This window comes from Clostridium lacusfryxellense (genome assembly GCF_018861735.1).
In the GTDB taxonomy this organism is placed as follows: Bacteria; Bacillota; Clostridia; order Clostridiales; family Clostridiaceae; genus Clostridium_AD; species Clostridium_AD lacusfryxellense.
Window position 1 is genome coordinate 18,881 of sequence record NZ_JAHLEB010000004.1, and the last position, 15,529, is coordinate 34,409.

The window sequence follows — 15,529 nt, forward strand, 5'->3', positions numbered from 1 at the left end:
TTAGATATATAAATCCCATTCAACTTTTAAAGCAATAATACCTTCTCTAACTTTTTCTCCTTTAACATCAAACTCTCCGTTTAATCCGGTTACGATGTTAGTATAATCATTTTCAGCACATTGGCATTCTAAAAAAATGTCAGTTCCTTCTGGGTTAGCTCTTTTAATATTGTCTATTTCTTTTTTTATTTCTATAGCATTTGTATATAATTTCATAATAGTCTCCTCTGCAGTATATATTTGATCATTAGATAATCAATTTAAGATAATATAATAACTTCTGCATTAAATAGTATATCCCGTAATAGTAAACCTATTCTTTTGGAGTACAATGTTTTCTTAAATTTGATGGCTTCTGACTAACATTTTTAAGATTTGTAAATCTTGAAATGGCCTTTTGACAACATGAAAATATTAATCTAAGCATGCATATTAACCTCTTTGTTATCATAAATATTAATTAAGTTATGAACTTTATAAAAAAGAATGATTTACTAAGGGGGAGAGAATTATGGTGCCTAATACATTAATGAGCAACATAAATAAACACATACAAGAAAATTTTTGGTTATATATTATAAGTATTCTGTGTGTATTTACAGGTATTATTTTAGGGATTTATAGTGTGAAATACATGGGCACAATAGAACGAAATGATTTAGTTGATTACATGATGAATTTCGTTGATCCTTCTAATACAAGTGGAATAAGTTACAAATTAATATTTTGGCAATCAATTAAAAATAATCTGCCTATTATTATTTTCCTTTGGTTTTTAGGTTTAACTATAGTAGGCATACCGATAATTATAATTATTGATTTGTTAAAAGGATTTACAATTGGATTCACATTTAGTTTCATGATTAGTGGGCTAGGGAAAAACGGTATCGGTATTGCAATGCTTGGAGTGCTACCTCAAAATCTTATTTATATTCCATGTATTATTTTTGCATCTGTAGTATCAATGGAATTTTCTATAATGTTGCTTAAGAGCAAATTTAACAAACAATGGACAAGTAGTATTTCAAGCAGAATAATTTATTATAGTGTAATATTTATTGTATTAATAGTTTTCTTATTTATAGGTATAGTTATAGAATCTTATATCGCACCATATTTTGTTAAAAATCTTATTAATAATATGGGAAGTATAAGTAAATGAAATATAAAGATATACGACAATTTGTTTTGTTACTATTAAAATGTTTCCTTATTTTAATAGTAATTGGCATATTTATGCCTAAAATGATAGACTACTTACTGCAGAATCTAATTACTAATACTAAAATTTACAAAAATAGTGTTGTAGTTTATAACCTAGTTGATAATAACTATAAATTGGTTTATAATTATATTCTTACATTTTATCTATTCTTTAGAGTATAACGTATAAATATTGATATTCTCTATAATATGGGAGAAAAATTATGAATAATTTATTGACAATCTATATTGAAAGTTTAAAAAATAATAGTCTGACTAAAAATACCATCGACGCATATACTCGTGACGTTAAAAGATTCGTTGAATTTACTGAAAGTAGAAATGAAAGTCTAGAAATTATTGATTATGTAACAATAATGGCTTATTCTGAGTATCTAAAAAAAGATGGCAAGGCAAATAGTTCTGTAGCAAGAAGTATAGTTTCTATTAGAAATTACTATAAGTATCTTATAAAAAGTGGTTTTGCACAGCATGACCCAACGACTTACGTTTCTATCCCAAAAATCAAACGAATTATACCTCAAATATTAACAATTGAAGAGATTGATGATTTACTAAGTCAACCAGATGATAATAATGGTAAAGGGTGTAGAGATAAAGCAATGTTAGAGTTAATGTATGCCACAGGTATAAAGGTTTCAGAACTTTTAAACCTGACTATATATGATATAAATATAGAACAGTTATACATAACGTGTAATAGTGGAAAGAATAATGAGAGGATAATTCCTATAGGGTCCCATGCAGTTAGATGTCTATCAAAGTATTTAGAGACTAGATCAACACTGAATTTAAATAATTTAAATTTACTTTTTTTAAATACGAAAAGTGATAAAATGACAAGGCAGGGATTTTGGAAAATTATTAAAGAGTATGCTAAAATGACAAATATAAAAAAAATAATAAATTGTTATACACTAAGACATTCATTTGCTGTACATTTATTGCAAAATGGTGCTGGCATAACTTCAGTTCAAGAACTATTAGGTCATAATAGTATGTCAACAACTCAAGTTTATTCAACTATAATTAAAAAAAGTAAACTTGCAGAAATATATAAAAATACTCATCCAAGAGCATAGAAAAAATAACTACAATTATTAGTTGTTTTATAAAGTTATATTTACACGTCCACTTTCTCTAATTATGAAAGTGGGCGTGTTTTCTTTGTTTAATTATAAAAAATATTTTAATTTATTATAAATAATCGTGATAATATTAATGAAATTTGGTAAAAATAACGTTATGAAATCTAAGTAAAGCAGATGATAGTTGGCAATTATTGTCTAGCGTAAAGGAATATGAGGAGGATTAATATGAAAAGAAACTTTAAAAATGTATTATGTTTAATTTTATCATTAATTTTAAGCACACAGCTTTTTGGGATCTCTGCTAAAGCTGAAGTAGAAAATAAAAATGACAAAGGAATTGTAGTAGATGCGAAATCAGCACTACTTATGGAACCAACTAGTGGAAAAATAATATATGAAAAGAATTCACATGAAAAATTTGCACCAGCTTCAGTAACAAAGATAATGACTATGCTATTAGCTATGGAGGCTGTTGATTCAGGAAAAATTAAGTTGCAAGACAAAATAACCGTAAGTGAAAACTCGAAAAAAATGGGTGGAAGTAGTATGATTCTTGATACAGGAGAGGTTAGAACTGTTGAAGAAATTTTAAAAGGAATTGCAATTGCTTCAGGAAACGATGCAGCTGTGGCAATGGCAGAATATGTTGGTGGCAGCGAAAGTGCTTTTGTAAATATGATGAATACAAAAGCAATAAGTTTAGGTATGAAAGATACTTCTTTTAAAAATTGTACAGGATTAAGTGCAGAAGGTCACTATACAACTGCGTATGATATATCAGTTATGTCTAGAGAGTTATTAAAACATCCTAAAATACTAAAATATTCAGGAACTTATATGGAAACAATTTCTGAGGGGAGAAAGGCACCTATTGGACTTGTAAATCATAATAAGCTCGTTAGATTCTTTGATGGATGTGATGGACTCAAAACTGGATTTACAAATGAGGCAATGTATTGCATGTCTGCCACTGCACAAAGAAGTAATGTAAGGATGCTTGCAATAATTATGGGAGCACCAACATATACAAAACGAAATAGTGATGCTAGTATGTTAATGAACTATGGTTTTTCAAAATTTGAAACTAAAAAAGTGATAGTTAAAGATAATGACGTAGAAAAAATTATTTTAAATAAGCAAGGTGACAAATTTTTAATGGCTAAAGCACAAAATGATTTTATTATAACTCTTGAGCGAGGGCAGAAAAATGAAATTACTAAAAAGGTAGTTTTAAAAGAAGGGTTACAAGAATATAAAAAGGGCATTGTAATGGGGATCTGTGAGATATATGTTGATAAAAAAATGTGTGGAAAGATTAACATATATAGTGATAGGGATATTAAAAAATCTAGAGTATGGGATAATTTAAAAAATAACTTTATAGAGTTGTTTGATAAAGCAATTTAGATCTAATCTTATTATCGTTTAATTTTTATGAGTAATGTAAAACTATAGCTTTTAGGCAAGGAAATTTGCTTGGAGGTTATAGCTTTTTTATATTATAAATTTGTATGAGCTATTTATAATAAAAACACGAACATACAGACTAGTTATTTTTTATAAGATGCTTTATACTTAAAGTAACGCAAATATAAAATAATAGGAGTTATTAGTATATTTTTTTATAATTAAGTATATAGGAGCGGGTGGACATGCCATTAAGTATAAAAGTAACTAATTTTGAAGGACCATTTGACCTGTTATTACACCTCATCAAGAAAAATGAGATGAATATCTATGATATTAATATAGTTGAAATCACAAATCAATATTTAGAGTATCTTAAAAGTATGAAGGAAATGGACCTAAATGTGACATCAGAGTTTATTGTTATAGCTGCAACTTTAATTGAAATTAAATCAAAATATTTGTTGCCTAAAGTTAAAGAGGAGAACAATCCAGATGATGAAATTGATGTTGAACAGGAATTATTAAATAAATTAATAGAATATAGAAAATATAAAGTTATAGCTGAAAATTTAAAAATGATGGAACAGGGTGCTGGTATAATGATTAGTAAAAAACCTGAGATAATTGAAGAAGATAACAACAATGCTGTAGAGATAGATTTTCTTAATAATATTTCGATTTTTGATTTGTATAACTCATTCAATAATTTAATGTTAGAATACATAAATAAAATGAATACTAATAACATTATAAATAAGAAAATCTTAGTTGATGAATATAAAATAGAAGATAAAATGGATGAGTTAAAACAAAAGATTGATTCTTTTGGGAAAGTCCATTTTACAAATTTAATATGTGGTTATTCATCAAAAATTGAAGTTATTGTTACGTTTTTAGCATTACTAGAGCTGATTAAAATTAGAGGTGTACGAGTGATTCAAGAAAGTAATTTTAAAGATATATATTTAGAGAGGATTAATTAAATGAATGAGTTTAACATTAAGAAATTGGAAATCGAAGAGATTTCAACTAAAAACATATATTTTTCTATCATTGAATCGTTATTATTTGTTACGGGAGACTCACTAAAGCTAACCGAATTGGCAAACATATTAGAATGTAGCATAGAGTTTACACGCGAATTAATTAATGAGTTAATAATAAAATATGAAGAAGAACACCGAGGAATTAAAATTATAGAAGCTAATGATGAATATCAACTTGTTACAAAACCATGTAATAGTGAATATGTTCAAAAATTACTAAAGACAAATATCAGACAATCTTTGTCCCAGGCTTCACTTGAAACTTTAGCAATAATCGCCTATAAGCAACCTATAACTAGAGTGGAAATTGAGGAAATAAGAGGTGTTAAAAGTGATAGGGCGATATACACTTTGTCAGAAAAAAAGTTAATTCAGCAAAGTGGACGAAAAAATGTTCCAGGAAGACCTATTATTTATATTACAACAGATGAATTTCTTAAACATTTTGATTTCCATAGCCTTAATGAAATGCCTTCAATTGAAAATTTGAATAATGAAAATTTGAATAATGAAAATTTGAATAATGAAAATTTGAATAATGAAAATTTTGAAAGTGAAAAGTCTGATAAAGAAGAATTTAATAAAGAAGATATTCAACTTAGACAAAGCAGCAAAGAAGTTAATTAGATACCTTATAAAAACTAATATAAACCCCATCTTAATAAGAATATTATGATGGGGTTTATATATTATTATTACTATTATTATTCAACTAAAACTACAAAAAAATTAATTATTCATCACACTCTTCATTTTCTTCATATTCAGCGACTTTATCACTTTTATCTTTATCTTTTTCTTTATCATTTTTATCTTTATCATTTTTATCTTTGAATAGGCCCTTGATAACATCCATGACCTGTGGGACTGTATCCACGATTTTATCATAAGAATTCTGCTGGTCAACTGATAGAAGCCTTACTGAATCGCTTTTAACTACTAAGAATGCAACAGGTTTTACAGTGACTCCAGCTCCGGAACCACCTCCAAAGGGATATTTATTATCTGAATCGGTAGATTTAACATTATCGAATTCAGTTCCGCCAGATGCGAAACCAAAACATACTTTTGAAATGGGAATAATTGTAGTTCCGTCTATTGACTTTATAGGATCACCTATAATAGTGTTCACATCTATCATATCTTTTATACTTTCCATTGTACTCTTCATTAAATTTTCAATAGGATGGTTATCCATGTACATTTCCTCCTTTATATTCTTTCATATTTGATTTGTTGTGTTTTATTTTCATAAGGCAGGGGAGTATCTTAAATGCCGTATAAATAATTTTTGATAAACTGATATAAATTATACTTGATATTTCAATATGCAAATCATTTTCTTCAAAATGAGGGATAACATTAAAATCCATGTTTTTAACTTTAAAAAAGTTTAATAATATTTTATGTAAAAAACTATAAGCAGTATATAGAGAGCCAAATAAAATAGCTACCACTGCAGCATCATCTAGTCCATACTCTACTTTAGTATTTAAAATTAGTGTAGGCATTAATTTTAAATTCTTAATTTTATAAGAAATTAATTTCATGTCATCTGAATTGTATGTTATTAGAGATTTTAAATAAATTTGTAATGATTTGGTATTCGGTTCATTTGAATTTGCTTTTTTACTTTTTTTTAAAGGTTTATTAATATTTAACTTCTTTTTATATATGAAAATTTCCAAAAGTTTGTTTGAGTATTTAAGAGTTATTTTTATTGGGATTGGAAATAATATAATTAATAACAATAAAAATAATATTAAAAAACATTTAAACATGTTGACCTCCCAATCTATCTAATAACTGGTATTATACCCAACAATATTAAAAAAAATCAATAAATACATATAATATTTGATTTTATATGTATTTATACTCCTTATTTATTAAAAAATATAATATAAATTCAGATTTTAAAAAATTTAGAAGAGGTGAAACCATGATAAAAAATTTCAAAGTGCATCTATCTTTAGGCTTAAGTCTTTTTTTATTATTTACATTATGTGTTCAAAATGTTTATGCTGATGATTTATATATTAATGCTATTAGTGCTATAGCATTAGATTGTGATTCAAAACTTGTCTTATACCAAAAGAATGCATATACACCAATTGAGATAGCAAGCACTACAAAAATAATAACTGCTTTAGTTGCAATTAAATGTGGAGATTTGAATAAGAGAATTACGATATCAAAAAAATCTGCAACTATACGTGGTTCTGAGATTGGACTTAAAGAAGGAGAAGTAATAACCTTAAGAGAGTTATTATATGGGCTTTTGCTAAGGTCTGGAAATGATGCAGCAATAGCGATTGCTGAAGGAGTAAGTGGGAGTGTTGATGAATTTTTAAAACTTATGAATGAATACGCATTAGAGGTAGGATTGTTAAACAGTAATTTTGAATCACCTCACGGATTAGATAGTGCTAATCACTATTCGACAGCATATGATTTAGCCTTAATTACAGCAAAGGCTAAACAAATTCAATTTTTTAATGAGATAGTTGGATCTAAAGATGTTGATGCAAGTGAGCATAATTTTACACGAAGTTATCATAATATAAACAAGATTCTATATCTTTTGCCAAACTCAACAGGAGTTAAAACAGGTTTTACTGGGAAGGCAGGTAAATGCCTTGTAACTTCAGTAAAAATAGAAAATAGAGATGTTATTATTATTACTTTAAATTGTACACCTAGATGGAAAGAAACTGAAAAAATTAATAAATATATTGAAGACAATTATAAATTTCAGAAAATAGTAAGTAAAGGTGATGTTTTGGAACACCTTACAATAAAGAATGGGATTAATAATGTTGAATTAGTAAGTGGAAAGGATATTATAATCCCTGTAAAAAACAATCAAAACATTACCTATAAAATTAAAAAGCCCTTATATAAGGTTTATGCGCCAGTAAAAAAGGGAGAAAATGTTGGCAGGATGGAAATATATGCTGATAATAAACTGTTATTAACACAGGCGCTAGTAGCTAAGGATTATGCTAATAAAAAAAGCAATTTCATTATAAAAATAAATGAGATAAAAAACTTATTTATTAATAACTAATTTAACAAGTGCTTATTAGTATAGATTTTAATATTTAGAAAACATAAGTTTTATAACTTATTTGTAACAAAACTTGTGTTTTTAAATATTTTAATAGTATAGTACTTTAGGAGGTTATGTTGATGAGTTATGAACCCTACGATTGCATTGATGTAGGAAGTGAATATTGTCATAGAAACACTAAACTGCGATATGTGGTTTAGTGTTTTATTTTAAAGATATTAAATTAATATGTGCTATGCCAGTAGTACCATCCCAAAATATAGATTTTACTAGAGTATTAATTAATAAACGTTTATTATTAAAATTCAATGTATTTATTATTGATGAAAAATCATTTAAAGAGTTTACAAAGTTTATTATATTTAAATTATTGTTTTTATTAGAAGTAGATTTTATTTTCTTATATTTAATATTTAGAGTTTCCAGTTCATTACCTAATTTTAATATTTGCGATTTTAGATACTTAGATATGTCATTGTCTAAAGATAGTTGGTTTACTAAAATATTTATTTGAGATTGTTTAATATCTATTTCCTCTGGTAAACTCTCAATCTCGGATAAAACCAAATTATATTTAGATTTTTCTGATTTTATTTTATTTAATTCATCAATTAATATATCTTTCATAAGATGAATATTACTTAAACTACCAATAACTACATTTTCGAGCTCATCTACGCGTATATTAGGATTGTTACATCGAGAGCCTTTTGAAAAATCCTTAGTACTGCAAACATAGTATTGAATTTTTTTGTTGGTAATAGTACTAATATGACCATGTTTCACAATCATACTTTTACCACATTTAGAACATTTTAAAGTTCCGGTAAGTAATGCTGCTGATGAAGTTCCAAGCCTTGGTGCCTTTGTTTTATTTATGTCTAATATTTTCTGAACCTTAAGCCAGGAAGTAGCATCAATAATACCCTCATGAGTTGAGACTGCTGCAATCCACTGTGTTATATCGCGCTTAACTCTAGCGCCTTGACTCTTATTATAAGTTAAAATTCCATTTTTGGAATTCGTTTTGCCCGTCACATTCATTCCAATAACTTGAAGATGATTCATAACTGCTTCATTTGCTCTTACATAAAGTGGATTTCTTAATATAAGTTGAATCCTTTTCTTATTAAAGTCAACTCCGTTTTTTGTTTTAATGTTATTTTTAAAAATATATATAAAAACTTGGCTAATTGATTTATATTGTAAATATCTATCGTAAATTATTTTTACTACATCTAATTCCTTTTTTATCGGTGACAATGTATACATTGTCTTTTCTTTGAACTGTGTATCCAAGTATGATATTTTTTTACTGTTATATCCCATAGGGGTTTGACCACCTAGCCATCTTCCGCTTTTAGCAAGCTCGAGCATATTGTCGCGAACTCTTTCTCCGATAGTTTCACGTTCGAGTTGCGCGAAAACAGAAGCAATATACATCATAGCTCTTCCCATTGGAGTTGATGTGTCAAATTGTTCATTAACACTTATAAAACTTATATGCAAACAATCTAATTCGTTTATAAGAGAAGTAAAATCAGATATATTTCTACTTATTCTATCTAATCTATAACAGATGAGAACATGAAATTTTTTTTCTTTAGCATCATTAAGCATTTTTTGAAATTGGGGTCTTTTAATGTTTTTACCTGAAAAACCTTCATCTTCATATATAATGAATTGTTCAATACCTAAATGATTTCCTTCTCGCTTACACAATTCGATTTGATTTATTATTGATTCGCCTTTTCCTGTAAATTTTGATTTTCGGGAGTATATTGCAGCAGTTTTCAATTTATCTACTCCTTAATAATTGATTATATATGCTATATAAAAATTAATGCTATATCTTAGAAACGATAATATCTTCCCAAAATTAAGATATGTATATAAAAAAAAAATATTACGGTTTATATATAAATAGCTGTATTTAGATCCAATAATTTTTGTAACATTAAAGTCGAAACTGCATAATATAAGATAATAGCTTATTTGGGGGACTATAAATGAAGGTTAACTCTATAATTCTTTCAGAATTAAATATAAAACAAGTAGAACTTTTGGATGAATATTACTCGCGTGCTGTTGCAAAAATAGTAACTTCTGAGTTTTCATTACAGGAAATAACCGAATTATTAGAAAAGTTAATAATTAAGTAGAATATATTGAACAAATTTCATAGAAGAATGATATAATAATCAATACAACATAAAATATGGAGATGATTTATATGAAGTTATGTGAAATATGCAAAAAAAATATAGCAATGATTTTAACATCAAAAATTGAAAATGGAAAAACTGAAACTATAGGGTTATGTGTTGAGTGTGCTAAAAAGCAGGGGATCCCAGTAATGGATCAATTGATGCAGCAAGCTGGATTGTCTACAGAGGATATTGAAAGTTTAAATGAACAAATGGGAAATATGTTTAAGGATATGAATTTAGAAGATATAAACCTTGAGGATATGGATTCAACAGATATGAATATTGAAAATAAGGATAAAAAGAATATTATTGGTAATATTTTTAATGGGTTATTCTCACAAACCGATAAAAACAATGATTTTTTAGAGGGTGAGGGTGAGGGTGAAGCTTTTTCGAAAATTAAAGAAGCACCAGAAGATAAATCAAAAAAGAACTGGTTTAAAAAGAAAAGAAAGCACTTAGATACATATGGCATAAATCTAACAGATAAAGCTATGCATAGAGGTGTAGATAAGGTTGTTGGAAGATATAAAGAAATTGATCGTGTTGTACAGATATTAAATAGAAGAAGTAAAAATAATCCTATTTTAATTGGGGAAGCAGGCGTAGGGAAAACTGCTATTGCAGAAGGTCTTGCTGTAAGGATTGTAGAAAAACAAGTTCCAGAAAAACTATATAATTCAGAAGTTTACTTACTTGATCTCACTGCAGTAGTTGCAGGGACACAATTTAGAGGCCAATTTGAAAGCCGCATGAAATCAATAATTGAAGAAGCTAAAGAAAATGGAAATATAATATTAGTTATTGATGAGGTACACAATATTATGGGCGCAGGTGAAGTTCAAGGTGGCGCAATGAATGCAGCCAATATTTTAAAACCTGCACTGGCAAAGGGTGAAATTCAAGTTATAGGCGTAACAACTCTTGAGGAATATAGAAAGTATATTGAGAAAGACGCTGCACTTGAGAGAAGGTTTCAACCTGTCCTTGTTGAAGAACCCACTATTGCTGAAACAATTGAGATTTTAAAAGGAATAAGAGGATATTATGAAGAATATCATAAAGTCAAAATATCTGATGAGGTTATTGAAGAGGTTGTAAATTTATCTGAGAGATATATAACGGATAGATTTTTGCCGGATAAAGCAATAGACGTTATTGATGAAGCTGGTTCTAGAGCTAATTTGAAAAATAAAGGGCTCATTGAGCTTGCGGGATTAAAAGAACAATCAGAAAAAATTCAACATGATAAAAAGGAAGCTGAGGCTACTGGAAATTTTGAAAAAGCAGCAGAATATAGAATGGAATTATGCAAAATAAAAGAAGATATTAATGAAACCCAGGAGAAATGTAGCCAGGTTCAGATCACTTTAGAGGATATTGCTTACGTAATTGAATCATGGACTAAAATTCCAATACAAAAGATTACTGAGAAGGAAGCGCATAAGTTACTAAACCTAGAAAGTAAACTTCACAAACGAGTTATAGGACAAAATGAGGCGATTAAAAGTTTAGCTAGAGCAATAAGGAGAAATCGTTCAGGTTTTAGAAAAAAGAAAAAACCATCTTCCTTTATTTTTGTAGGACCAACGGGTGTAGGAAAAACTGAGCTAGTTAAGGCACTATCGTGTGAACTTTTTGGAAGTGAAGAGGCATTAATACGCATAGATATGTCTGAATACATGGAAAAGCATACAGTATCGAAGCTAATTGGTGCACCACCAGGTTATATAGGTTATGATCAAGGTGGTCAATTAACTGAAAAAGTCAAAAGGAAGCCATATTCGGTAATTCTTTTAGATGAAATAGAGAAGGCTCATCCAGATGTATTTAATATGTTATTGCAGATTCTTGAAGACGGTATACTAACAGATAGTCAAGGTAGAACTGTTTTCTTTGAAAATACCGTGATAATAATGACATCCAATGCTGGTACTAAGTTTAAAGCAAGTAGCATAGGTTTTGTTCAAGGTAATTATGATGTTTTAGAGGCACAGGTAAAGGACGCTTTAAAAGAAGCTTTTAAACCGGAGTTTTTAAATAGAGTAGACGAGATTATTGTATTTACTCCACTTGAAAAGGCCGAGCTTCGCAAAATAGTAGATTTAATGGTTATGGAAGTTGTTGAAGAGGTAGGAGAAAAGAAAATTACAATGCATATTTCAGAAGAGGTAAAAGACTTTATATTAGAAAAAGGGTATGATGAAAAATACGGTGCAAGACCACTTAGGAGAACTATTCAAAAATATATTGAAGATGAGATTGCTGAGCACTATCTCCAAAATAAATTTGGTGAGGGTTCTAAAATATCTGTAGAGCTAAAAGATGATAAAATTGTTATAGTATAAATAAATAAAGCAAAAGTTGCTGAAGACTATTCAGTAACTTTTGCTTTTTTAAATTATTGGTTAATATTTTCATTGAGTGAATTTTGAATTTTTACCGAATTATAAAGTATATACTGCTGCTCAAGATAAACAATCAAAATGAAAAAGGTTTGACATATAAATATTGCGAAAAATATATCCATTATCACGTGTTGTTTCACAAATTCAGTAGATATAATTATTAAAAAACCTATAATGTTAACTGGAAATTTAATTAGTTTTCTAGCATTAGTAGCATTAATACCTTTTACAGCTAGGTATGCAGTAATTACATGTATGCTAGGAAAACAGTTGTTTGGAGCATCAGAGTTATAGGTGAACAAAATTAGCTTTGAAAATATATCATCCCCTGTAACTATAGGCCTTGGCACGGTGGTTTGAAAAAAATAGTAAGTGGTAAAAGCTACAACATAACATAAAAATAAAGTAATCATAATCCTATAATAAACTTTTCTGTTTTTAAAGCACAAATAAACATAGCAAAAGGCTAAAAAAAACCATAAGGTCATATAAGGTATTATAAAAATTTTTATAAGCGGCAAAGATCTATCTAAATCAGTAGTTAGATCATAAACTCCTCTTTGAGTTCCATTTAGTGTCCAATAAAATAAATTGGAAAAAGGAACAAGACCAATAAGTATTAATGGTAATAACTTTCTAAAAATATTTTTCAAACAATCAGTCCTTTCTACTAAGACTATTTTAACGGAAGATTACAATATTTTCAATAGATATATTAAATAATATACATAAATATTATGTAATCATTACAAAAAATTAGTACAAGTATATAGAGAATTACAATCACACGCTTTAACATCGCAGTTTGATGTAACGACCATGTCCTTGCCATCTGGCAGAAACAGGAGACTGTATATTATGTTCGCAGCTTGCAGGAAAAGATTTCTGTGATTGTTGCAACTTTAACGGAGTATGTATTTACCAAGAATATGCTACAAACAACTATAAAGCTAAAGAAAGTAGGAAATATTACAATTGCAAAATATTAGAGAAAAACAAATTTGAGGACAATCTTATTATAATGACTATTGATGCTAGTGATAAATTGGTAAGTGAACTAGTTCATCCTGGAAGTTATATATTTGTGCGAAGGCCAGACACTGAAGCACGGTTTGATACTCCGATATCTATAATGGATACTGATACTAAAAATAACACAATAACTATTGCTATAGAGCTTAAAGGTGTAAAAACTAAAGCATTAGATGTGTTAAATATAGGTGAAGAATTGATAGTAAAAGGTCCATTCTGGAATGGAGCAATGGGACTTAAAAACATATATGAAACTAAAAATAGTAAATGCTTAATTGTAGCAAGAGGTATAGGGCAAGCACCTATGATACCAGTAATAAAGCATTTGCATACAAATAATAATGAAGTTATAGTTATACTTGATAATTCGCCTTATAAAAATACCTTTGTAGGCGAGTATCTACAGAAATATGTTTCAAAAGTATTGGAGTGCAATACTATAGATAATGGAATAATGACGGCTGGATTCAAAAATGTTTTAAATGAATTATTTAGTAATAATGATGTTGCATTAGTTCATTGTGATGCTGCTGATGTACTAAATTATGATCTTATGAAGGTAGTAGAGGGCAAGAATAAGAACATTAGATATTCTTGTTGTAATAATGCTAAAATGTGCTGTGGAGAAGGGGTTTGCGGCTGTTGCACAAGAGTTAATAACGACCTTAAATTAAGAAGGCTCTGCAAGATGCAGACAGAACCTAAATATGTATTGGAAGGGAGGAGAATATTTTGAAGGTAATTATAATTGGTGGTGGGTGGTCTGGCTGCAGTGCAGCAATTACAGCAAAAAAAGCAGGGGCTCAGGTAGCATTATATGAAAAAACTGATATGCTTTTAGGACTTGGAAATGCAGGTGGTATAATGAGAAATAATGGAAGATATACTGCGGCAGAAGAATTAATAGCACTAGGGGCTGGTGATTTAATACATGTGACTGATGCTAACAGTAGACATAAAAACATTGAATTCCCTGCGCATAAAAATGCTTGGCTTTACGATGTGAATAAAATAGAACCAGCAGTTGTAAAATGTTTGAAAGACATGGATATTGAATTAAATATGACAACAAGAGTAGTAGATGTTGAGAAAGATGGAAATACAATAAAGGGAATATATTTGTCAGATGGTAAATATGTAGAAGCAGATTTATTTATAGAGACCACAGGGTCAACTGGTCCAATGGGTAATTGCTTAAAATATGGAAATGGTTGTTCGATGTGTGTTTTAAGGTGCCCAGCTTTTGGACCCAGAGTAAGCATAAGTTACAGAGCAGGGGTTGAAGACTTAAAAGGGGAAAGAGAAGAAGACGTGTATGGAGCGTTTAGCGGCTCTTGTAAATTAGCTAAGACTTCTTTAGGAGAAGATGTAAAGAAGAAACTTGAAGAAACAGGAGTAGTTATTTTAAAAGTGCCCGAGGAAGATGTAAATCTAGATAAACTTAAAGTAAAAGTATGTCAGCAATATGCACTAAAAGAGTTTGCAGAGAATATGATTTTATTAGATACAGGGGATGCTAAACTAATGACTTCTTATTACCCCTTAGATAAGTTAAGGAAAATAAAAGGTCTTGAAAACGCAAAATATATAGATCCAATTGCAGGGGGCAAAGGAAACTCTATAAGATATTTATCAGTAGCGCCAAGGACAAACAGTATGAAGGTAGTAGGACTTGATAATTTATTTTGTGCAGGTGAGAAGTCGGGACTATTTGTTGGGCATACAGAGGCCATGGTGACAGGTGCACTAGCAGGTCACAATGCAATAAGAAATTATTTGGGAATGCCACTTTTAATATTACCAAGATCGCTTGCTGTAGGAGATATAATAGCTTATGCAAATGAAAAAATGCAATCCAAAGAAGGAAGAAGAAATAGGTATACATTTGCAGGAGCAGAGTATTTTAAAAGAATGCAGGAACTTGGGCTTTTCTCTTTGGATGGAGATGAAATAAAGAAAAGAGTTGAGAAAGTAAATTTGACGGATATATTTAGTGAAAAGCTTATATAAAAATAGATAGTATAAATTATAAAAA

14 protein-coding genes and 1 pseudogene are annotated in these 15,529 nt (G+C 28.8%); 10 read left to right on the plus strand and 5 right to left on the minus strand.

All coding sequences use genetic code 11. The annotated features are described in order from the left end of the window. Positions 1 to 216 carry a hypothetical protein gene (locus tag KPL55_RS03940; protein WP_216305408.1) on the minus strand — a complete coding sequence of 72 codons (216 nt, stop codon included), beginning with the start codon at positions 214 to 216 and terminating at the stop codon, positions 1 to 3. A 298-nt stretch (positions 217 to 514) separates the two neighbouring features. On the opposite strand from KPL55_RS03940, the gene spoIIM reads away from it, so the two are divergent. From spoIIM to scpB, 5 genes and pseudogenes are all read left to right on the plus strand, one after another. Then, a complete protein-coding gene (gene spoIIM, locus KPL55_RS03945; protein WP_216305539.1) occupies positions 515 to 1,162 on the plus strand; it encodes a stage II sporulation protein M in 648 nt (215 codons plus the stop codon). Between the two features lie 265 nt (positions 1,163 to 1,427). After that, positions 1,428 to 2,306, plus strand: coding sequence for a tyrosine recombinase (locus KPL55_RS03950; RefSeq protein ID WP_216305409.1), 879 nt, complete (start codon positions 1,428 to 1,430; stop codon positions 2,304 to 2,306). A gap of 234 nt (positions 2,307 to 2,540) precedes the next feature. Continuing rightward, positions 2,541 to 3,722: a D-alanyl-D-alanine carboxypeptidase family protein gene (locus tag KPL55_RS03955; RefSeq protein ID WP_216305410.1), complete on the plus strand. Its 1,182-nt coding sequence runs from the start codon at positions 2,541 to 2,543 to the stop codon at positions 3,720 to 3,722. Positions 3,723 to 3,967: 245 nt separating this feature from the next. Continuing rightward, positions 3,968 to 4,708, plus strand: a complete 741-nt coding sequence (locus KPL55_RS03960) for a segregation/condensation protein A (protein ID WP_216305411.1) — start codon at positions 3,968 to 3,970, stop codon at positions 4,706 to 4,708. Next, positions 4,709 to 5,290 (plus strand): annotated as a pseudogene (scpB, locus tag KPL55_RS03965) (SMC-Scp complex subunit ScpB); the annotation flags it as partial. 214 nt (positions 5,291 to 5,504) lie between these two features. Here scpB and ytfJ read toward each other — a convergent pair. Together ytfJ and KPL55_RS03975 are read right to left on the minus strand one after the other, a co-directional pair. Beyond that, positions 5,505 to 5,969, minus strand: coding sequence for a GerW family sporulation protein (gene ytfJ, locus KPL55_RS03970; protein WP_216305413.1), 465 nt, complete (start codon positions 5,967 to 5,969; stop codon positions 5,505 to 5,507). Continuing rightward, complete coding sequence (locus tag KPL55_RS03975) at positions 5,962 to 6,552, minus strand: DUF2953 domain-containing protein (RefSeq protein ID WP_216305414.1); 591 nt, start codon at positions 6,550 to 6,552, stop codon at positions 5,962 to 5,964. The genes ytfJ and KPL55_RS03975 overlap by 8 nt, the downstream gene beginning before the upstream one ends. A 161-nt stretch (positions 6,553 to 6,713) precedes the next feature. Between KPL55_RS03975 and KPL55_RS03980 the strand changes: the two genes are divergently transcribed. Then, complete coding sequence (locus KPL55_RS03980) at positions 6,714 to 7,841, plus strand: D-alanyl-D-alanine carboxypeptidase family protein (RefSeq protein ID WP_216305415.1); 1,128 nt, start codon at positions 6,714 to 6,716, stop codon at positions 7,839 to 7,841. A 207-nt stretch (positions 7,842 to 8,048) separates the two neighbouring features. Here the strand turns inward: KPL55_RS03980 and KPL55_RS03985 are convergent, their stop codons facing one another. Then, on the minus strand, positions 8,049 to 9,641 hold the full coding sequence (locus KPL55_RS03985; protein ID WP_216305416.1) for a recombinase family protein: 1,593 nt from the start codon (positions 9,639 to 9,641) through the stop codon (positions 8,049 to 8,051). Positions 9,642 to 9,853: 212 nt separating this feature from the next. Here KPL55_RS03985 and KPL55_RS03990 point away from each other — a divergent pair, with 212 nt between their 5' ends. After that, a complete protein-coding gene (locus tag KPL55_RS03990) occupies positions 9,854 to 10,006 on the plus strand; it encodes a hypothetical protein (RefSeq protein WP_216305417.1) in 153 nt (50 codons plus the stop codon). Between the two features lie 71 nt (positions 10,007 to 10,077). Further along, positions 10,078 to 12,402, plus strand: coding sequence for an ATP-dependent Clp protease ATP-binding subunit (locus KPL55_RS03995; RefSeq protein WP_216305418.1), 2,325 nt, complete (start codon positions 10,078 to 10,080; stop codon positions 12,400 to 12,402). Positions 12,403 to 12,455: 53 nt separating this feature from the next. On the opposite strand, the gene KPL55_RS04000 is transcribed toward KPL55_RS03995, so the two are convergent. Next, the gene (locus tag KPL55_RS04000; RefSeq protein ID WP_216305419.1) at positions 12,456 to 13,115 is read right to left on the minus strand and encodes a phosphatase PAP2 family protein; all 660 of its coding nucleotides are present in this window, start codon (positions 13,113 to 13,115) and stop codon (positions 12,456 to 12,458) included. 179 nt (positions 13,116 to 13,294) lie between these two features. On the opposite strand from KPL55_RS04000, the gene KPL55_RS04005 reads away from it, so the two are divergent. Together KPL55_RS04005 and KPL55_RS04010 are read left to right on the plus strand one after the other, a co-directional pair. Continuing rightward, positions 13,295 to 14,230 (plus strand): sulfide/dihydroorotate dehydrogenase-like FAD/NAD-binding protein, encoded by a 936-nt coding sequence (locus tag KPL55_RS04005; protein WP_216305540.1) that lies wholly within the window; start codon positions 13,295 to 13,297, stop codon positions 14,228 to 14,230. After that, complete coding sequence (locus tag KPL55_RS04010) at positions 14,227 to 15,504, plus strand: FAD-dependent oxidoreductase (protein ID WP_216305420.1); 1,278 nt, start codon at positions 14,227 to 14,229, stop codon at positions 15,502 to 15,504. The genes KPL55_RS04005 and KPL55_RS04010 overlap by 4 nt, the downstream gene beginning before the upstream one ends. The last annotated feature ends 25 nt before the right edge of the window (positions 15,505 to 15,529 follow it).